15 protein-coding genes and 1 pseudogene are annotated in these 18,425 nt (G+C 64.3%); 8 read left to right on the forward strand and 8 right to left on the reverse strand.

The window, feature by feature from the left end; translation table 11 throughout:
• Positions 1-49: 49 nt before the first annotated feature.
• From ACSQ4M_RS14675 to ACSQ4M_RS14690, 4 genes are all read right to left on the reverse strand, one after another.
• Complete coding sequence (locus ACSQ4M_RS14675; RefSeq protein ID WP_001273857.1) at positions 50-364, reverse strand: DUF736 domain-containing protein; 315 nt, start codon at positions 362-364, stop codon at positions 50-52.
• Between the two features lie 775 nt (positions 365-1,139).
• Positions 1,140-1,349: a hypothetical protein gene (locus tag ACSQ4M_RS14680; RefSeq protein WP_022580212.1), complete on the reverse strand. Its 210-nt coding sequence runs from the start codon at positions 1,347-1,349 to the stop codon at positions 1,140-1,142.
• A 61-nt stretch (positions 1,350-1,410) separates the two neighbouring features.
• Positions 1,411-3,480 (reverse strand): ParB/RepB/Spo0J family partition protein, encoded by a 2,070-nt coding sequence (locus ACSQ4M_RS14685; protein WP_000994919.1) that lies wholly within the window; start codon positions 3,478-3,480, stop codon positions 1,411-1,413.
• 80 nt (positions 3,481-3,560) lie between these two features.
• On the reverse strand, positions 3,561-4,388 hold the full coding sequence (locus ACSQ4M_RS14690; protein WP_003092327.1) for a DUF932 domain-containing protein: 828 nt from the start codon (positions 4,386-4,388) through the stop codon (positions 3,561-3,563).
• Positions 4,389-4,780: 392 nt separating this feature from the next.
• On the opposite strand from ACSQ4M_RS14690, the gene ACSQ4M_RS14695 reads away from it, so the two are divergent.
• On the forward strand, positions 4,781-7,237 hold the full coding sequence (locus tag ACSQ4M_RS14695; RefSeq protein ID WP_001223964.1) for an ATP-binding protein: 2,457 nt from the start codon (positions 4,781-4,783) through the stop codon (positions 7,235-7,237).
• A 66-nt stretch (positions 7,238-7,303) separates the two neighbouring features.
• On the opposite strand, the gene radC is transcribed toward ACSQ4M_RS14695, so the two are convergent.
• The 3 genes from radC to ACSQ4M_RS14710 all read right to left on the reverse strand — a co-directional run bounded on the left by radC (position 7,304) and on the right by ACSQ4M_RS14710 (position 10,425).
• The gene (radC, locus tag ACSQ4M_RS14700) at positions 7,304-7,813 is read right to left on the reverse strand and encodes a RadC family protein (protein WP_003092330.1); all 510 of its coding nucleotides are present in this window, start codon (positions 7,811-7,813) and stop codon (positions 7,304-7,306) included.
• 351 nt (positions 7,814-8,164) lie between these two features.
• Positions 8,165-9,229, reverse strand: a complete 1,065-nt coding sequence (locus ACSQ4M_RS14705; protein WP_003092331.1) for a PDDEXK nuclease domain-containing protein — start codon at positions 9,227-9,229, stop codon at positions 8,165-8,167.
• Positions 9,226-10,425, reverse strand: coding sequence for a tyrosine-type recombinase/integrase (locus tag ACSQ4M_RS14710; protein ID WP_001062689.1), 1,200 nt, complete (start codon positions 10,423-10,425; stop codon positions 9,226-9,228). The genes ACSQ4M_RS14705 and ACSQ4M_RS14710 overlap by 4 nt, the downstream gene beginning before the upstream one ends.
• A 177-nt stretch (positions 10,426-10,602) precedes the next feature.
• Here ACSQ4M_RS14710 and ACSQ4M_RS14715 point away from each other — a divergent pair.
• Positions 10,603-10,770: pseudogene (locus ACSQ4M_RS14715) on the forward strand (alanine--glyoxylate aminotransferase family protein); the annotation flags it as partial.
• A 262-nt stretch (positions 10,771-11,032) separates the two neighbouring features.
• Here the strand turns inward: ACSQ4M_RS14715 and ACSQ4M_RS14720 are convergent.
• On the reverse strand, positions 11,033-11,515 hold the full coding sequence (locus tag ACSQ4M_RS14720) for a YhbY family RNA-binding protein (protein ID WP_436190198.1): 483 nt from the start codon (positions 11,513-11,515) through the stop codon (positions 11,033-11,035).
• A 20-nt stretch (positions 11,516-11,535) separates the two neighbouring features.
• Between ACSQ4M_RS14720 and ACSQ4M_RS14725 the strand changes: the two genes are divergently transcribed.
• From ACSQ4M_RS14725 to ACSQ4M_RS14750, 6 genes are all read left to right on the forward strand, one after another.
• Entirely contained in the window at positions 11,536-12,216 is a 681-nt protein-coding gene (locus tag ACSQ4M_RS14725) for an RlmE family RNA methyltransferase (protein WP_436190199.1), read from the forward strand.
• Between the two features lie 123 nt (positions 12,217-12,339).
• Entirely contained in the window at positions 12,340-14,259 is a 1,920-nt protein-coding gene (gene ftsH / locus ACSQ4M_RS14730; RefSeq protein ID WP_436190200.1) for an ATP-dependent zinc metalloprotease FtsH, read from the forward strand.
• A gap of 60 nt (positions 14,260-14,319) precedes the next feature.
• Positions 14,320-15,219: a dihydropteroate synthase gene (gene folP, locus ACSQ4M_RS14735; RefSeq protein WP_436190201.1), complete on the forward strand. Its 900-nt coding sequence runs from the start codon at positions 14,320-14,322 to the stop codon at positions 15,217-15,219.
• Positions 15,216-16,571 carry a phosphoglucosamine mutase gene (glmM, locus tag ACSQ4M_RS14740; RefSeq protein ID WP_436190202.1) on the forward strand — a complete coding sequence of 452 codons (1,356 nt, stop codon included), beginning with the start codon at positions 15,216-15,218 and terminating at the stop codon, positions 16,569-16,571. Before folP ends, glmM begins: the two co-directional genes overlap by 4 nt.
• Before the next feature lie 105 nt (positions 16,572-16,676).
• Positions 16,677-17,480, forward strand: coding sequence for a GNAT family N-acetyltransferase (locus ACSQ4M_RS14745; protein ID WP_436190203.1), 804 nt, complete (start codon positions 16,677-16,679; stop codon positions 17,478-17,480).
• Positions 17,480-18,352: a UDP-2,3-diacylglucosamine diphosphatase gene (locus ACSQ4M_RS14750; protein WP_436190204.1), complete on the forward strand. Its 873-nt coding sequence runs from the start codon at positions 17,480-17,482 to the stop codon at positions 18,350-18,352. The genes ACSQ4M_RS14745 and ACSQ4M_RS14750 overlap by 1 nt, the downstream gene beginning before the upstream one ends.
• Positions 18,353-18,425: the final 73 nt, after the last annotated feature.

Below are 18,425 nucleotides of genomic sequence, written 5' to 3' on the forward strand. Positions count from 1 at the left end.
TCAGCAGCATCGCGCCCCGCCGCAGTGGGCGGGACGCGGTAAGCGGCTGTCAGGCCGCCTTCGGCTTGTTGCGCGACCAGATCAGGTCGTGCGTGCCGTCCTCGTTCTCGATCAGGCGGGCATAGACCGTCGCCGGGAACGAAGGGTCGTCGATGGATACGGACAGGTATTCCCGCCCGGCCTCGCTGGTCTTCTTCCACGCTGCGCCGACTTCGTGGCCAGCCGCTTGCAGGTGGAAGTCGGGGGCGTTCTCGGTGTCGCCCTTGTCGTTGGGAACCAGCTTGACCTTGACGTTGAGCGTCAGGGTGCGAAGCGTGCCGGTGAAGCCGTCTTTCTCTGCGGTGAAGGTGCCGATGTTAGCCATGATGTTTCTCCTTTCGGGTTGAACAAGGTCGCGCCAGTGCGTCCTTGTTGTGATCCGGCCGGCGGGGGATGGGCTGGTCGCACCGCACAGCGGTCGCAACAACGTGGAGAACCTGGAAGCGAAAAGAATTTGTCCCGCGAGGAATGCGCGCAGCGCAGGGGAAATTGTTTTCGCTGCAAGGTTGCGGCCATCAAGCACAAGGCGCAGCCGCGCCACCGCCAGGATTCACAACAAGACAAGGACGCACAGGCCGCCCGCTCCCGAATGGAGACGTGGCCAACTCGGCATCCCCGCGTGACGGCTGCACCGGCTTGCGCCCTGACGCGGGCCAGGTCAATGCCCCGACGACAAGGCCAGAGCGCCCCTGCCGCAGCTCACGGCCACATACTGAGGCGTGGTGTGGAAGCTCCATAGAAGCGAGGCTGGGCGGCGTGTCGGTGAACCGTCTTTCGTGACGTACAGACAACGAACCGCCAGCGTCGGGGACGGCACGCTTTCGTGCAACCTGCCGCAGCAAGCCGGGGCGTAGCCACACCAGCCCCGCCCATTGCGGCGGGGCTCGGTCGAATCGTTGGCGGCGCGATGCGCCGCCACACTTGCTGGCTTCGTGGATTTCGCGCACGAGCGCCCTTGTGCGTGGCCCCATCGCCGCCTGTCCGAAGGCGGCGATGGGGCGTTTTGGCTTTGAGCAGTGAAACCGGGCGCGGCCACCGCCGCGCCCGGAGTTTTCGACCACCGGCCCCAAGGCGGCACGGCTTGGGGCCGGTGCGGCTCGTTATTCCTTGGTTTCGATGATCCACCACACGGCGCGCGGCAAGGCGCGGCCCGTGAGGGGATGCAGATCGGTCAGGTCGGCGCGGGCCGTCCAGCCACGCGGCGGACGGTAGCCGCGCACGTCGCCGTCGCCGTGCCAGCGGCGGGCGCGCACCGTGCCGGAGGCATAGGTCGCAGCTATGCGGGGGCGGTTTGCGGGTTGGTGGGTCATGGCAGGCATCCTCAACATGAAGCGCCCCGGCCGGAACCGGGGCGCTATCTACGGTGCGAAGTCACGCGGCCAAAGCCTCGGCCTGCGGCTGGTCATCCGCCACGGCGGCCACTTCTTCCTGTGCTTCGGCTTCGCCATCCGCCGGCGCGTCCTGCCCGGTCTGCTGCGGGCCTTCGGAGCGGAAGATGGCGGGCATCCAGCCGGTGCCAGCGGCCAGCCGTTCGGCTTCGCTGGCAATGTCGCCCTTCTTCAACTTCGCCAGTCGGGTGACGTGCGAGGGCGCGAACCCGCCAACGGCTTCCAGAATCGCGGCCTTCGGCACATGCCGGAAGTAACCCTCATTGGTGGGCTGCCACCACGCGGCCATATCCAGCCCCACGGCCTGCGCCAGTTCCGCGCCGGGCTGGTGCGGCGTGGCGCGAGGCGTCACCACGTCCACCGTGGAAGCTAAGCACACGGCCAACAGCCGCACCAGTTCATCCTGTGATTTCGCCAGCAGCGCGGCGAACAGTTCGGCGCTGTCCTCCGGCAAGGTTTCGCCTGCCACCTGTTGCAGTTCGCGCAGCGCCACGGCGGCGGGTGATTCCGGCCAGTCCGGGGCCATGCCTTCCAGCCGGTCTTGCACCGTGAGGCGCACACCCAGCGGCAGGTCGTGCCCGTAGTGCCTTTCCTGCAAGACGGTCTGCACCATGCCATGCACCACGGCGGCCAGCGCTGCTTGCGGATGCCGTGCAACTTCGATTTGCAGCGCAGCGGTACGGTGCGCGCTCAACCGCTGCGCCAGTCGGTCAGACATGGCGGCGGTCTTGGGCTGCTCGTCGTCCTCGCCTGCGTCCTCGTTCGCGGCTTCGCCTTCGCTGCCGAAACCCTGCCGCAGCCGCTCCAGCGTGCGCAGTGCCTTGGCCTCCGCTTCGCGCAGCAGCCCGCGATGAATCGCGGCCTGCCCGTCGCGGTCGATGGTGACAATGGCACCGGCTGCGGCCTTCACGTTGGCCGCATAGTCCAGCAAGCCATCTTCCAGCGCCTGCAACTGCTCGCCCAGGCGTTCGCCTTCTTCCTGCAAGGCATCGGCCTTTTCCTCGTCCTCGTCGTCCAGCGCGGCATCCACCGCCTCGGCCAGTTCGTGCAGCTTGGTTTGCAGCTTCTCGATGCGCTGCGCGTCGCGCTTGTTCGGACTGCGGCGTTCCCTTGGCGCACGCTGGAAGGCTTGCAGATCGGCATGGGTCATGCCCGGCGTGGCATCCACCCACGCCCAGCCCTCGGCCTGCACCTTGGCGGCGATACCTGCCAGCTTGTCCTGCGCCAGCCGTTCCAGCAGTGCGGCATCGGTCAGATACACGCCTTTGTCGCCCTCCGCGAACAGGTCGCGGCGGATGCCACCGCCTTCCTGCTCGTAGCCGTCCAGCCCGACAAAGCGCACCAGCGGATGCCGGTAGGCGTCGATTTCGCGTTCGGTCAGGCGGTCGCGCAGGTTGTGCGGGCCGCGCTGCCATGTGGGCGCATCGTAGAACGCGGCTTCCTGCGCAGCATGGTCGTCGGTGATGGCGAGGGCCATCAACTGGTCAAGGCTCACGGCCTCGGCCCGGTAGTCGGCCAGCAGGCGCGGCGACACGTTGGCGAGTTTCAGACGGCGCTGCACCACCAGCGGCGTGACGCTGAAATCCGCTGCAATGTCCTCGATGCTGCGGCCTTCGGCCACGAGCGCGGCGAACGCCTCGAACTGGTCGGCGGGGTGCATGGCTTCGCGCTGCACGTTCTCGGTGAGGCTGGCCGTGCGGGCGGTGCCATCGGCCACCAGCAGGCAAGGCACCTCCCATTCCTTGCTAATGCGGTGCTTTTTCGCCAGCAGCTTCAACGCTGCGAGGCGACGGTCACCGGCCACGACCTCGTAATGCTCGCCATCGGCGGCGGCAATCACGATGAGGTTTTGCAGCAGGCCGACACGCTGGATGCTGGCGGCGAGTTCGGGAATGGACATGCGCGGGGTCTTGCGCACGTTGCGGCCAGTGGGACGCGACACCAGCCGCGACAGCGGAACCAGAATCAGGTTCTTGGTCGGATCAGCGGCTTCCAGCGGGATAGCGGCGGCGGTGTTGATGGCGCGGGCTTCGGTTTGGGTAACGGCGTTCATGGTGATAACTCCTATCGGTTCAGGGATGCAGCAGCGAAGAAAGCGACAAGGGCTGCTGCCTGCCCCTGCCGCTTGGGGATTCAGGCTTTCAACTGGCGCATGCCATCGGCCAGCAGCCAGAGGGCGCGATTTAGTCGGATGTTTTGGTCGATGCCCTGCACCGGGCGGGTTTGCTGTCGGCGCCCGTTGGCGCTGCGGCCACGCAGCCCGCCTTGGGTCAGGTTTTCTTGGGTGCGGTTGAACACGCTCCACAGGTCGGGGCGGCGGTCGTCGAAGCGGCGCGGCATCAGGATTTGCGATTCCGTGATGGGCGCGGGCTTGTCGGGGTCGTCGTACTTGAGGGCGAGCGCGGCGCGGGCGAACACTTCGGATTCGCCATCGTCCAAGGTGATGCCGCGCATGGCATCGCGCGATTCCTTCACCCGATCGAAACCGCTCAAGACTTCGTAAGCCCCCTCAATGACCAGACCGGCCACGTCGCCTTTATGGGGCACTCGCACATCGGCCACGGTGTTGCCGCAGACAAGGCCATTGCTGCACACGAACCGGAACATTCCGGCCAGCATCTGATAGCTGCTGGTGCCGTCGTGCGAGTTCAGCAGCACGATTTCGTTGGCCTCCGCGCCGTTGATCTGGCTGGCATGGCGCAAGCGAATCATGTGTTTGGTGTGCTCGCGCTTGCCTTCGTCGCGCACGCGGGTTTGCGTCACCATGAAAGGCTGGAAGCCTTCTTTGCGAAGCTCGGTCAGCACGGCGGCGGTGGGGATATAGGCGTACCGCTGCGAACGGCTCTCGTGCGGGGCATCCGCGAAGATGGACGGGGCCACGCGGTGAATCTGGTCGTCGGACAGCGGGTAATCGCTGCGCAGCGAGGGGGAGCGGAAAGCGAAACGGGATGCGAGTTGCATGGTCTTTCTCCTGACAAAAGAGGTTTGCTGTTCACACCGCACACCGGATTTCTAGATTCGGAGCCCAGCCTTTCGGCTGTTTGGTGCGGTCGGCACGAGGAACCCGGTTGACCCTGTTGCCACCGTCTTTCCTGAGTTCATCGCCCGCGCCCAAAGGAGCGCGCGGACGGGGGCCGTCAAGGAGCCAAGCGCAGGGTTGGTGCGGCCCGCAGGCGCAGCCGAGGACACGGCCCTGCGCGCCTTGACGGCACACGGTCGCGGGCTACGGTCGCGGGTAAGGTGATGAAGTCAGGGGAGACGGCTGGACAAGGCAACGGCCATCCCTTTGTGCTGACCGCACGCAAGCGAAGCGCGCAGGCCCGAAGCTGGAAGCCGGGCCGTAGGCGTCAGCGATGCGGAAGGCTGGCGAAGCCAGTCCCGCCAGGGATGAGCGACTAGCGAACCTGGAGCAGCGCGATCCGCGAAGCGGAGACGCAAGAGGACTCTTCGTTTACCATTTGTTTCGCAAGCAAATGATGGGAAAGCAAGAACACGGAGATATAGAGATGATTGTCTGCATCAACCGCCTCAAACAGTTCGGAATCTTCAGCGACTTCAATGGAACGAAGATCCAAAAGTTCGGCCGGTACAACCTGGTCTATGGTTGGAATGGAACAGGCAAGTCAACGTTATCGAATCTATTCTCTTGCTTTGAGCTTCGCTCGATGGTTCCCCGCTTCAGCACGGGCCAATTTTCAGTAGTTCTGGAGGATGGCTCAACGATCACGGAATCCACACTCCACTCATCCCAATTGAATATTCATGTTTTCAATCAACGCTTCGTGCATGAGAACATTGATTGGGACAAATCCGTAAAGAGCATCCTTCTTATTGCGAAAGAGAAGATTGATGACTTGCAGAAGCTGGAGAAGCTGAAGAGCGAGCTTCAGTCGAAAAAGAAGGCTCACGACGACAAGCAAAGCGATATCAAGAAGCAGCGTGAGGCATTAGAGAAGTTCCTGACCAATGCTGCCAAGAAAATGAAGCTTGGACTTCAGGCGATTGATACGAGCGACAGTTATTACTTGAATTACGACCGCCGCAAGCTCTTCAACTTCATACAGAATAACGGCGAGACAATTATCAAGGCGGAGTCGGTTCTTCCAGATGAGAGGGTTATCGACCTTACGAATGCCGCCAAGCCAGATCAGCTTCCAAGCATTGCTTTCGCCTCAACGGCCATTGAGCCGGACTACTTTAAGAAAGCGGCGGGCCGCATCAGAGATTTGATTGGGACTACGGCGGTCAATCAAGCAATCCAGCGGCTGACCGATAACCCGGAAATCCGCGAATGGGTTCAAGCAGGCTTGGAAATCCATAAAAACCACGACTCGCAATCCTGCGAGTTCTGCGGCTCTCCGTTCGCCCAGCTTCGTGCCGAGGCGCTTGCTGCCCACTTCAGCAAGGAGTTCACGGAGTTTCAGAGCCGACTTCAGAACGCGGCGACATGGATTGAATCTCAAGGCGCTCCAGCTAATCAGTTTCCCGCATCGACCGAGTTTTATAAAGAACTATCGGCCGAGGCAGAGAAGCTTCAAAAGGACTACGCAACTGCTGCTGAAAAGATCGACCAGCAAATCGACGCCTGGCGGGAAGCCCTGAAGGCCAAGATCACAGACCCTGGGAAGACAGACATTCAGATCTCGGATGTGGTTGAAGACGATGTCACCAATTTCAATGACATCCTGAAATCGATTGTTGCTCTCGTTGGAAAGCACAACAATAAGACTTCAAATTTCAAATCTGAGACCTCAAAAAGCAAGGTGGCACTGGAGCTTCACTTTGCTGCGGCTGAGGTGCAAGAGTTTGACTATGCTGGAAGTGAGAAGAAGTGCAATGACCTTGAGTCAGAAGCAAAGAACGACCATAAGGAAATTGAAAAAATTAGTCTAGAGGTCGGAGCCATAGAAGCGGCGCTCTCGAATGAAACGGTCGGGGCAAAGGAGTTCAATGACATCCTGCATCGCTTCATTGGCCGCTCTGAGCTTTGCCTGAACTTCAATCAGAAGAAGAAAGGCTATGAGATCATCAGAAACGGGGTTGGTGAGCACGATGGGAATTTGAGCGAAGGTGAGAAAACTGCGATTGCATTTGTCTATTTCATCACGAAGCTCAAAGAAAATGGAAATAACATCAAGGATACGATCGTCGTCGTTGACGATCCGGTCTCAAGCTTTGATTCTAATCACTTGTTTCACGCCTACTCGTTTTTGAGAACGCAATGCACTGAAGCCAAGCAACTTTTTGTGCTGACTCACAACTTCACTTACTTTAAGCTAGTGAGAGACTGGTTCACTGGCACCAATAGGAATCGAGTCAAAAAAGGCAACGCCGAGAATTGCTTCTTTTATCGCCTGGATGCGCCACCTGGCTCCCCTCGTCACTCCCTACTTGTGGATGCCGACGACTCACTCAAGAACTACGGTTCCGAGTACCACTATATCTTCAAGAAGCTCTACGAATATAGGGCGCACACAACACTCAATCGAGATGAGGCGTTCTTGACCGCCAACCTCGCCCGAAAGCTTGTTGAATCGTTTTTCACCTTCAAATATCCAAGGCGTCGAAGCGACATTAGTCAATTGATGGAGGCTGGCCTAAAAGATTGCACCATCACGACACCAGAGCTTAAAGAAAAAATCTACCGCTTTATCAATAAGTATTCACATAGCGACGTTATTGAGATAACAGAGGAATCCGCAGAAAACTTGGCAGGCGAAAGCCACAGCGTCATCGGGAACATCTTCCAGTGGCTGGAAGAGGTGGACAAGAAACATTACGACGAGATGATTCAGGTTGCGACGGCCTGAGCATCAGGCCGCGAGGGCCATAGCTATGCCACCAGGCGCAGCAAAAAGGGGCCGAAGCCCCTTGGGCTAGATCAGCCCATGCTCGGCGAACGATGCCGTTTCGTTGCCCGCAACGATGATGTGATCGAGCACGCGCACGTCCACCAGACCCAACGCTTCCTTGAGCCGCTGGGTCAGCGCCCGGTCAGCCGCGCTCGGCTCGGGGTTTCCGCTCGGATGGTTGTGCGAAACGACGACCGCCGCCGCATTGAGCCGCAGCGCCTCCTTGACCACTTCGCGCGGATACACCGACGCACCGTCAATAGTGCCGTGGAACATCTCCCTGTATTCGATCAGACGATGGCGCGTATCCATGAACAGCACTACGAACACCTCATGCTCGAAGCTGGCCAACTTTGTACGCAAGTATTCCTTGACCGCCGCCGGCGAAGTGAACTCTGCTCCGCGCCGCATTTTCCGGTCAATGACCTGGCGCGCAGCTTCCAGAATGTCGTCGGCCGATGCCGGTAGATAGCGCCCGTGCGCGTCGCGCACCAGCAGACAGGAATCGAACGAGGGAAAGGACAGTTGCGACATGATCGTGCTCCGGTTGCTCGGGCGGAATTGCCCGGAACCGGCGGCAGCACGGCGCAGCGCAAGCAGTCAGGGGTCGCAGACGGCCGCCAGGACGCAAGCGCGCATGGCGCGCGCCGCCCTTGACGGCGAGAACGCCGTGATACGGTGAAGGGAACAGCAAGACCGCCCACACCCGCCCACTGCACAGAGTCGATTTTTGGCAAGCGGAGCGCGCAGGCCCGGATCAACGAGCCGGGACGGAGGCGTCAGTGATGGAAGCCCGACAGGGGCGAGACTCGCGCAGCGAAGCTCGATGCGCAGCACGACAGCGCGACGGCGGCACGCCGGGACGCCCGACTGCTTGGGACAGGACTACTCGTTGTCCGTCTTGCGCTGCTCGATTTGCAACTGCGCCCGTTGCGTTGCCTGTTGCAGCCGCTCCACCAGCACGCCCCTCGGCGGCAAGGCGGTCAGATACTCGGCAACGTGGATGCCGGACTTGTCCAGCTCCAGCAATTCGATCTGCTCGCGCTTCTTGCCGGTGCAAAGGATGATCCCGAGCGGCGAGGCTTCCTCCGGCTCCCGTTCGTGCTTGTCTAGCCACCGAAGGTAAAGCTCCATCTGCCCTTTGTAGGCCGCCTTGAAGTCACCTACCTTCAACTCCACCGCAACCAGCCGCCGCAGCTTGCGGTTGTAGAACAGAAGGTCAAGGTGGAAATCCTCGTCGTCGATCGGAATGCGCTTCTGCCGGGCGACGAATGAGAAGCCCGCGCCCAGCTCCAGCAGGAAGGACTCCATTTCACGGATGATCGCCGCTTCCAAGTCGCCTTCCTGCCAAGTGTCCCGCAGGCCCAGGAAGTCGAGGATGTACGGGTCGCGCATGACCAGGGCCGGCGACATGCGCTGCGCATCGCGCAGGGTCGCCAACTCCTGCGCTATGGTTTCTTCCGGCTTTTGGGAAAGCGCCGTGCGCTCGTACAGCATCGAGTCGATACGCTCGCGCAGCGTCCGCACGCTCCAGCGTTGGGTGCTGGCCATCTGTGCGTAGTAGTCCCGCTGGAGCGGGTCTTTCAGCGGCATCAGGGCGATGAAGTGCGTCCAGCTCAATTCTCGTATCAGTGATACGAGAATTCGCTCGTCGGGGAAGGTGGCGGCGAACTGCACCATGCGGCGCAAGTTCTGCTCTGCAAAGCTGCTGCCGTACTCCTCCACCAACTGCGCAGCCAAGGTGGGCAGAACTTCCTTGCCGTAGGCGCCCCGGCGCCTGTCCAAGACCTGCGTGTGGATGCGTTGGCCGATGCGCCAGTAGAGCATCGTAAGCTCGCTATTCACCGTCGAGGCGGCGCGCAAGCGCGCCGCCTCGATCAGTGCCCGAATGTCGCCCAGCAGCGCCGCGGGCGCTGCGAGCGATGCTGCTGATGGCCGGCGCCCGTTCATGCCACCGCCTCCGCAAGCTGCCGCGCGCCCGTGATGGCTTGGCGGCGGCTGGCCACCAGCTCGGCCGCCTCGCGCACCGGCTTGTCCTCGGTGTGGACGTAGTGCATGAACATCGCCACGGTCTTGTGGCCCGTCAGCTTCATTCCCACTTTGGTCGGCACACCGGAATTGGCAATGTCGGTGGTCGAGCGATGACGGATGCCGTGCGTGCCTACGTGCGGCACGCTGGCGGCCTTGAGCGTCCGGCACCAGCCGCCATAGTGCTCGCCAAAGGTCAGGTGCTTGGCCGGGTCGTTCGGCGACGGCAGGACGTAAGGGCAGCCTTCCAGACGCGGCGCCGTCGAAAGCAGCCGATAGGCTTCCTCGCTCATGGGCTTGGAAATGCCGCCAACCTTGCTGTCGGGCCACACCACGCGCCGGTTCTCGAAGTCCAGCCAGCTCCATTCGAGCGGGCAGATTTCGGAGCGCCGCGCCGCAAACTCGAATTGCAGCCGGATCGCCAACGGGATGACGTAGTTCTCCAGCCCCTCCGCCTCCAGTTTCTCCAACTGGCGGAAGATCCGCACCATTTCCTCGTCCACGATGAGCCGGGTTTCCTTGCCCGGCGGGTACATCGGGACGTGGCGGCACGGATTCGTGCCGTCCGGGCGGAAGCCCCAGACTTCGGCCAAGTTGAACATCTTGCGCAGCACGCCGAAGGTCTTGTTGGCCTCGGTCGGCTTGTAGGCCAGCTTTTCCATGAGCCCCGCAATGTCGGGCCGCTTCACGTCATGCACCTTCTTGCGGCCCAGCAGCGGGATGATGTTGCGGTCGATGACGCCCTGGTAGCCGTCCTGCGTGCTGACCTTGTTGCGCTTCTTGGAGTAGTCCTCCATGAACTTTTTGCACAACTCGGCCATCGTGGGCGCCTTGCGCGCCTCGGCCTTGGCACCGCCGGGATCACCACCCCGGCGAACCTCGGCCAGCCAGTCCTGCGCTTTGACCCGCGCCTGTTCGACGGTTAGCTCCCCGTAGAGTCCCAGCGAGGGCTTGCGGGGCTGGCCAGAGTTCGTGCGGTACTGGAGCATGAACACCCGGCGTCCCGTCGAGGTAATCTTGCAAAGGAAGCCGGGCACGACGGTATCCCGTAGTTCGATGTCCTTCGCCTGGGGTTGCGCCGACTCTACGGCGGTCTTGGTGAGCTTGATCTTTGCCATGATGACTCCTTGGAACGACCCGGATTCCAGGAGCCAGATAGGAGCGGCGCGAGGGAGAACCGGGTCAAGTTTCAGAAAGCACCGGCATATGATGGAAGCGCGTAAGCTATTGATAAACCTGCTGTATCGGGCTACGTCGCAGTCCAGCGAACTACCGGGCTGGAGTCATCGTGAAACAAAAAATTCCTGGCGGCCGGATTGCAGACCGCCTCGGGCGTGCCGCTGCAGTGCGACGAAGGCCCGGATTTCCGCACCTTCCGCATCGGCCTGTTCGGCCTGGAGAAGTGGCAGAACGTGGACCGCACCGTCGGCCACCTGGCGACGGTGCTGGACAAGGTGCTGTGATCTAGGAGGCTGTCGGGCTTGGGCATGGCCCCGCGTTGCGCCAGTCAGGGCGCAGGCAAGGCGCCAAGCGCAAGCTGGACTGCAGTCCAGCGAGCATTGGCAACGCAGCATGCGCCCTGACTGGCACAACCCTTCGGGCCGTTTCCTGGGACCGCCATGCCGCGTTGCGGGCTCGTTGTGTGGCAGGCCACACGGCCTCGCCCACGCCTTGCCTGGCGGTCCCAGGAAACGGCGCGGGGCCATGCCCAAGCCCGACAGCCTCCTAGGTCTGGCTGCGCTTCTTGACGCTGGTCGGTGGCTTGGGCTTGGCGCGCTTGACCTTGCCGCCGGCGGTCAGGCGCTGGTTGCCCAGCACGCGCAGCGTCTTGACTTCGGGCCGCTGGCCGCCGCGCTTGCTGAACTTGAGGATCTTGACATCGCGCGGGCCGGGCTTGCGGTCCTCGTCCTCCGTGCGCTCACGCTCGACTTCGGGCTTGGGCCGCCACAGCACCAGCAGCTTGCCGATGTGCTGGATCGGCGCGGCACTGAGTTCGTCGGCCAGTTGCTGGTACATGGCTTCACGGGATACGCGGTCGTCGGAGAACACGCGCACCTTGATCAGGCCATGCGCGTTGAGCGCGAGATCGGTCTCGCGTACCACCGCGGGCGTGAGGCCGTCGCCGCCGACCATGACCACGGGGTCCAGATGGTGGGCCTCGGCGCGGTGGACCTTGCGTTGCGCGGGGGTGAGTTGAATTTGGGGCATCCCCGTATTATCAAGGCTGCATGAAAGTCAAGACCAAAAGCAAAAAGGTCAACAAGGCATGGTTGAACGACCATGTCAACGATCCTTACGTCAAGCTCGCCGGCAAGGAGGGCTACCGCGCACGCGCGGCCTACAAGCTCAAGGAGATCGACGAGACACTGCGCCTGATCCGGCCCGGCCACCTGGTCGTGGACCTGGGCTCCACACCCGGTGCCTGGAGCCAGTATGCGCGGCGTCGGCTGTCGCCCCAGGGGGCGGCCGTGGGCGCGCTCGACGGCGCCATCATCGCGCTGGACATGCTGCCCATGGAGGCCATCGAAGGCGTGCAGTTCATCCAGGGCGATTTCCGCGAGACGGAAGTGCTCGCACAACTGCAGCTGGCCATGGCCGGCCGCCAGGTGGATGTCGTGGTGTCGGACATGGCACCGAACCTGTCGGGCATCGAGTCGGCCGATGCCGCGCGCATCTCCCACCTCGTGGAATTGGCGCTCGAGTTCGGCCAGAACCACCTCAAGCCGGAGGGCGCCCTGGTCGCCAAGGTCTTCCATGGCAGTGGCTACAACGAGCTGGTACAGCTGTTCAGGGCGCAATTCAAGGTGGTCAAGGCGATCAAGCCCAAGGCCTCGCGCGACAAGTCGTCCGAAACCTTTCTGGTTGGCGTGGGGCTCAAAACGGTGCAAAGCGTCGAAAAGCAGCCCTAAATCCTTGCTCCAGCTATGGCTGACGCGGGTTTCCCGGCCGTGTCAAGAACTTGAAATGCCTAAAATGGCGCGCAAGTACGTCCCAACGCCGTTGCGTGTCGTACGGCTTACCGGAGTCCCCGCTTGAAGAATCCCTGGTTTTCCAAAGTTGCTGTCTGGCTCGTGATCGCCATGGTGCTGTTCACGGTGTTCAAGCAGTTCGACACCCGTGCCACGGCAGGCGCGGGCTTTGTGGGCTACTCTGACTTCCTGGAGGAGGTGCGCAACAAACGCATCAAGACCGCCACCATCCAGGAAGGCCAAGGCGGCACCGAGATCGTCGCCATCACGACCGACGACCGCCGTGTGCGTACCACCGCCACCTACCTGGACCGCGGCCTGGTCGGCGACCTGATCGCCAACAACGTCAAGTTCGACGTCAAGCCACGCGAAGAAGGCTCGCTGCTCATGACCCTGCTTGTCAGCTGGGGTCCGATGCTGCTGCTGATCGGCGTCTGGGTCTATTTCATGCGCCAGATGCAGGGCGGCGGCAAGGGCGGTGCGTTCAGCTTCGGCAAGAGCAAGGCGCGCATGCTGGACGAGAACAACAACACCGTCACCTTCGCCGATGTCGCTGGCTGCGACGAAGCCAAGGAAGAGGTCAAGGAGGTCGTCGACTTCCTGAAGGACCCGCAGAAGTTCCAGAAACTGGGCGGCCGCATCCCGCGCGGCCTGCTGCTGGTCGGCCCTCCGGGCACCGGCAAGACGCTGCTGGCCAAGTCCATTGCCGGTGAAGCCAAGGTGCCGTTCTTCAGCATCTCGGGCTCCGACTTCGTCGAAATGTTCGTCGGCGTGGGCGCGGCCCGCGTGCGCGACATGTTCGAGAACGCCAAGAAGAACGCCCCCTGCATCATCTTCATCGACGAAATCGACGCGGTGGGCCGCCAGCGCGGTGCCGGCCTGGGCGGTGGCAACGACGAGCGCGAGCAGACGCTGAACCAGATGCTCGTGGAGATGGACGGTTTCGAGACCAACCTGGGCGTGATCGTGGTCGCCGCGACCAACCGCCCGGACATCCTGGACGCCGCGCTGCTGCGCCCGGGCCGTTTCGACCGCCAGGTCTACGTCACGCTGCCCGACATCCGCGGCCGCGAGCAGATCCTCAACGTGCACATGCGCAAGGTGCCGATCGGCCAGGACGTGAGCCCGAGCATCATCGCGCGCGGCACGCCGGGCATGTCCGGTGCCGACCTGGCCAACCTGTGCAACGAGGCCGCGCTGATGGCCGCACGCCGCAATGCGCGCGTGGTCGAGATGCAGGACTTCGAGAAGGCCAAGGACAAGATCATCATGGGCCCCGAGCGCAAGAGCATGGTCATGCCCGAGGAAGAGCGGCGCAATACCGCCTACCACGAAGCCGGCCACGCCCTGATCGGCAAGCTGCTGCCCAAGTGCGACCCGGTGCACAAGGTCACCGTGATCCCGCGTGGCCGCGCTCTGGGCGTGACGATGAGTCTGCCGGCGCAAGACCGCTACAGCTACGACAAGGAATACATGCTGAGCCAGATCAGCATGCTGTTCGGTGGCCGCATCGCCGAAGAAGTGTTCATGAACCAGATGACCACCGGCGCTTCCAACGACTTCGAGCGTGCGACCTCGATCGCCCGCGACATGGTCACGCGCTACGGCATGACCGATGCGCTGGGCCCGATGGTCTACGCGGAGAACGAGGGCGAGGTGTTCCTGGGCCGCTCGGTCACCAAGACCACCAACATGAGCGAGCAGACCATGCAGAAGGTCGACGGCGAGGTGCGCCGCATCATCGACGGCCAATACAGCCTGGCCCGTCGCCTGATCGAAGAGAACAGCGACAAGATGCATGCCATGGCCAAGGCCCTGCTCGAATGGGAAACCATCGACACCGAGCAGATCGACGACATCATGGCTGGCCGCGAGCCGCGTCCGCCCAAGGACTTCACGCCGCGCACGCCCACGGGCGGCAACGGCGGCGGCAGCGGTGGTGCACCGGCGGTGAATCCGGAGCCGGCACCGTCGGCGGCTTGACGCACCCAGTCTGAACAACAATACGGGGCCTTGCGGCCCCGTTTTGTTTTCCGACCACGCATGCTCTGGCAGACCTCCCGCTACCGCCTCGATCTGGACCGCCCCCGCGTCATGGGCATCGTGAACCTGACGCCGGACTCCTTCTCCGATGGGGGCCGCCACGCAGGCCCCGTCGCCGCGCTGCGGCACTGCGAGCAGTTGCTGGCCGAGGGCGCCGACATCCTGGACCTGGGCGCCGAGTCCTCGCGCCCCGGGGCGGCCGTGCTGCCGGCGGAGGAGGAATTGGCCCGGTTGCTGCCGGTGCTGCGCCAGGCCACACGGCTGGGCGTGCCCATCTCGGTCGACACCTACAAGCCGCGCGTGATGCAGGCCGCGCTGGACCTGGGCGCCGACATCGTCAACGACATCTGGGCACTGCGCTGGCACGACGCGGTGGCCGGCGAGGCGCCTGGCGCGGCCCAGGCCGTGGTGGCGGCCCATCCGGCCTGCGGTGTCTGCCTCATGCACATGCACGGCGAGCCCGCCACCATGCAGCGTCAGCCCATGGTAGGCGACGCGCCGGCCCAGGTGCGCGTCTTCCTGGCCGAGGCCGCCCTGCAGCTGCGCGCGCGTGGCGTGGCGGCCGAGCGCATCGTGCTCGATCCCGGCATCGGTTTCGGCAAGACCGTGGCGCAGAACTTCGCGCTGCTGGCGCGCCAGGCCGAGCTGCTGGACCTGGGCCACGCGCTGCTGGCAGGCTGGTCGCGCAAGTCCTCGCTGGCGGCCGTGGCCGGTGGTGCCGACCGTCCGGCCAGCGAGCGGCGCATGCCCAGCGTGGCGGCAGCCCTGCTGGCGGTGGAGCGCGGCGCGCGCATCGTGCGCGTGCACGATGTGGGTGACACGGTCGCCGCCCTGCAGGTGTGGCGCGCTGCCACGCCCAGCCCCTTTCCCATCAGACAACAAGAAGGAAACTCCCCATGACCCGTCGCTACTTTGGCACCGATGGCATCCGCGGCACCGTGGGCCAGGCGCCCATCACACCCGACTTCGTGCTGCGTCTGGCCCATGCGGTCGGCCGCGTGCTGCGCAAGACCGAGGCCAGGCCGACGGTGCTGATCGGCAAGGACACGCGCATCTCCGGCTACATGCTGGAGAGCGCCCTGGAGTCTGGCTTCAACTCGGCCGGCGTCGATGTCGTGCTGCTGGGCCCGCTGCCGACACCCGGCGTGGCCTATCTCACGCGAGCGCAGCGCGCCAGCCTGGGCGTGGTCATCAGCGCCAGCCACAACCCCTTCGCCGACAACGGCATCAAGTTCTTCAGCGCCCAGGGCACCAAGCTGCCCGACGACTGGGAGATCGCGGTCGAGGCGGCGCTGGAGCTGCCACCCCAGTGGGTGGATTCCGCCAACCTGGGCAAGACCACGCGGCTGGAAGATGCGGCCGGCCGCTACATCGAGTTCTGCAAGAGCACGTTCCCGACCGCGCTCACGCTCAAGGGCCTGCGCATCGTGGTCGATGGTGCCCACGGTGCGGCCTACCAGATCGCGCCCATGGTGTTCCATGAGCTGGGTGCGGAGGTCATCCGCATCGGTTGCGCGCCGGACGGCCTCAACATCAACGAGAAGGTGGGCGCCACCCATCCCGAGGCCCTGGTCGAGGCCGTGCGCATGCACAGCGCCGACTTCGGCGTGGCGCTCGATGGCGACGCCGACCGCGTGCAAATGGTCGACCGGGACGGCCGCATGTTCAACGGCGACGAGTTGCTCTACATCATGGTCAACGAGCGCCTGTCGCGCGGTGGTGCACAGCGCAGCAAGCGCGTCGGCGAGGCGGTCGAGGGCGTGGTCGGCACCCTGATGACCAACAAGGCCGTGGAGGTCGCGCTGCGGGCCAAGGGCGTGGAGCTGGTGCGTGCCAAGGTCGGCGACCGTTATGTGCTGGAGGAACTCGACAAGCGCGGCTGGGTGCTGGGCGGCGAGGGCTCCGGCCACCTGCTCGCGCTGGACAAGCACACCACGGGTGACGGCCTCGTCAGTGCGCTGCAGGTGCTGCAGATCTGCGTGCGCAATGGCCAGAGCCTGGCCCAGGCGCTGGGCGGGCTCACACTGTTCCCGCAGACGATGATCAACGTGCGGCTGGCCGCGGGCCAGGACTGGAAGTCGAACCAGGCCATGGCCCAGGCCCAGGCCGAGGTCGAGCGCGAACTCGGCGACGGCGGCCGCGTGCTGATCCGCGCCAGTGGCACCGAGCCGGTGCTGCGCGTGATGGTCGAGGCGCGCGACGCGGCCCAGGCCCGCCGCTGCGCCGAGCGCATCGCTTCGACACTGCGTTGAGCGTCACGAAGCTGCCATCGGCGCGACATGCGCCGGTCATGGCTGCTTCGCACACTGGCTCCCGTGCGCTCCCTGGTGGAGTGCCCGTGTCGCAGGAGCCAGACCATGAGAGAGTTGCCGTCCCCGGCCTACCCGCTGTCGCTGGGGCCGCGCCCCGCGCCACAGGCACTGCCCGTGGCCGGCGGCCTGCTGGTGCAGTGGGCGCAGCACCAGGACGAGCTGCGCGCAGCCCAGCGACTGCGCCATGCCGTGTTCGCAGGCGAAATGGGCGCGCGCCTGGCCACGCCACTGCCCGGTCACGACATCGACCTGTTCGACGACTACTGCGAGCACCTGCTGGTGCGCGAGGCCGCCAGCGGCGAGGTCGTCGGCACCTACCGCGTGCTGACGCCGGTCCAGGCGCGCCGCATCGGCAGCTTCTACGCCGACACCGAGTTCGACCTGACCCGGTTGCGCCACCTGCGCCCGCGCATGATGGAGCTGGGCCGCAGCTGCGTGCACCCGGACCACCGCCAGGGCGGGGTCATCATGAGCCTGTGGTCGGCCCTGATCGCCTTCATGCAGCGCAACCGGCTGGACCTCGTGATCGGCAGCGCCAGCGTGCCGCTGCAGCAGCAAGGCGTGTTCAACCCGGCCGTGGCCGCCAGCCTGTGGCGCCGGCTGCGGGCGGACCACCTGGCCCCCATCACCGAGCATGTGCTGCCGCGCCTGCCCCTGCCGGTCGAGCGCCTGGACGACAGCCTGGACGTGGAGGCGCCGCCGCTGGTCAAGGGCTATCTGCGCCTGGGTGCCAAGCTGCTGGGCCCGCCGGCCTGGGACCCGGACTTCAACACCGCCGACCTGCCGCTGCTGATGCGGCTGCCGGACATGCCCGCGCGCTACCGTCGCCACTTCGGCGGGAGCCACTGATGCGTGCCGCCTTCGACGCCACCGGCTTCTGGCAGGGCACGCACGACACCGCGGACCAGCATGCCAGCCTGGACGCCGAGGACAGCGGCCCGCCGCGCTACCGCGCCGTCTTCATCTCCGACCTGCACTTGGGCACGCCCGGCTGCCAGGCCGCACCGCTGCTCGAATTCCTCAAGGCCCATCCCAGCCAGACCCTGTACCTGGTCGGCGACATCGTCGACGGCTGGCAGCTGCGCCGGCGCTGGTTCTGGCCGCAGGCCCACAACGACGTGGTGCAAAAGCTGCTGCGCCGCGCGCGCAAGGGCTGCAAGGTGGTCTTCGTGCCGGGCAACCATGACGAGTTCGCGCGCGGCTTCGCCGGCCACCATTTCGGCGGCATCGAGGTGCGCGAGGAGGCTGTCCACACCACGGCCGACGGCCGGCGCCTGTGGGTCGTGCACGGCGACCACTTCGACGCGGTGATCCAGTGCGCCAAGTGGCTGGCCTACCTGGGCGACAACGCCTACGAGCTCACGCTGCGCCTGAACCGCCACCTCAACAGCCTGCGCGCGCGCATGGGCCTGCCGTACTGGTCGCTGTCGGCCTACCTCAAGCACAAGGTCAAGAAGGCTCTCAACTACGTCACGGCGTTCGAGCAGGCCGTGGCCGCCGAGGCGCGCAAGCGCGGCTACCAGGGCGTGGTCTGCGGCCACATCCACCGCGCCGAGATGCGCGAGATCGAGGGCACGCTCTACTGCAACGACGGCGACTGGGTCGAGAGCCTGACCGCGCTCGTGGAGCACCACGACGGCCGGCTCGAGCTCGTGCAGTGGCATGGCGCGCACCAGCACAAGGCGCGGACCCCGGCCGCGGCGGAGCCGGCCACGGTCTGAATCCGGCTGCGGCGAGAATAGCGCCCCCTCCCTTCAGCGGTGCGCCCGCCTTTTCCGTCCGTTGTGTCCTGCT

This window comes from Pseudorhodoferax sp. LjRoot39, assembly GCF_964253035.1.
Classification (GTDB): Bacteria; Pseudomonadota; Gammaproteobacteria; order Burkholderiales; family Burkholderiaceae_C; genus Pseudorhodoferax.

Excerpts from the sequence above, each read along its gene's own strand:
- ACSQ4M_RS14675 (WP_001273857.1), bottom strand. The coding sequence starts at position 364 with ATGGCTAACATCGGCACCTTCACCGCAGAGAAAGACGGCTTCACCGGC.
- ACSQ4M_RS14680 (WP_022580212.1), bottom strand. The coding sequence starts at position 1,349 with ATGACCCACCAACCCGCAAACCGCCCCCGCATAGCTGCGACCTATGCC.
- ACSQ4M_RS14685 (WP_000994919.1), bottom strand. The coding sequence starts at position 3,480 with ATGAACGCCGTTACCCAAACCGAAGCCCGCGCCATCAACACCGCCGCC.
- ACSQ4M_RS14690 (WP_003092327.1), bottom strand. The coding sequence starts at position 4,388 with ATGCAACTCGCATCCCGTTTCGCTTTCCGCTCCCCCTCGCTGCGCAGC.
- ACSQ4M_RS14695 (WP_001223964.1), top strand. The coding sequence starts at position 4,781 with ATGCGGAAGGCTGGCGAAGCCAGTCCCGCCAGGGATGAGCGACTAGCG.
- radC (WP_003092330.1), bottom strand. The coding sequence starts at position 7,813 with ATGTCGCAACTGTCCTTTCCCTCGTTCGATTCCTGTCTGCTGGTGCGC.
- ACSQ4M_RS14705 (WP_003092331.1), bottom strand. The coding sequence starts at position 9,229 with ATGAACGGGCGCCGGCCATCAGCAGCATCGCTCGCAGCGCCCGCGGCG.
- ACSQ4M_RS14710 (WP_001062689.1), bottom strand. The coding sequence starts at position 10,425 with ATGGCAAAGATCAAGCTCACCAAGACCGCCGTAGAGTCGGCGCAACCC.
- ACSQ4M_RS14720 (WP_436190198.1), bottom strand. The coding sequence starts at position 11,515 with ATGCCCCAAATTCAACTCACCCCCGCGCAACGCAAGGTCCACCGCGCC.
- ACSQ4M_RS14725 (WP_436190199.1), top strand. The coding sequence starts at position 11,536 with ATGAAAGTCAAGACCAAAAGCAAAAAGGTCAACAAGGCATGGTTGAAC.
- folP (WP_436190201.1), top strand. The coding sequence starts at position 14,320 with ATGCTCTGGCAGACCTCCCGCTACCGCCTCGATCTGGACCGCCCCCGC.
- glmM (WP_436190202.1), top strand. The coding sequence starts at position 15,216 with ATGACCCGTCGCTACTTTGGCACCGATGGCATCCGCGGCACCGTGGGC.
- ACSQ4M_RS14745 (WP_436190203.1), top strand. The coding sequence starts at position 16,677 with ATGAGAGAGTTGCCGTCCCCGGCCTACCCGCTGTCGCTGGGGCCGCGC.
- ACSQ4M_RS14750 (WP_436190204.1), top strand. The coding sequence starts at position 17,480 with ATGCGTGCCGCCTTCGACGCCACCGGCTTCTGGCAGGGCACGCACGAC.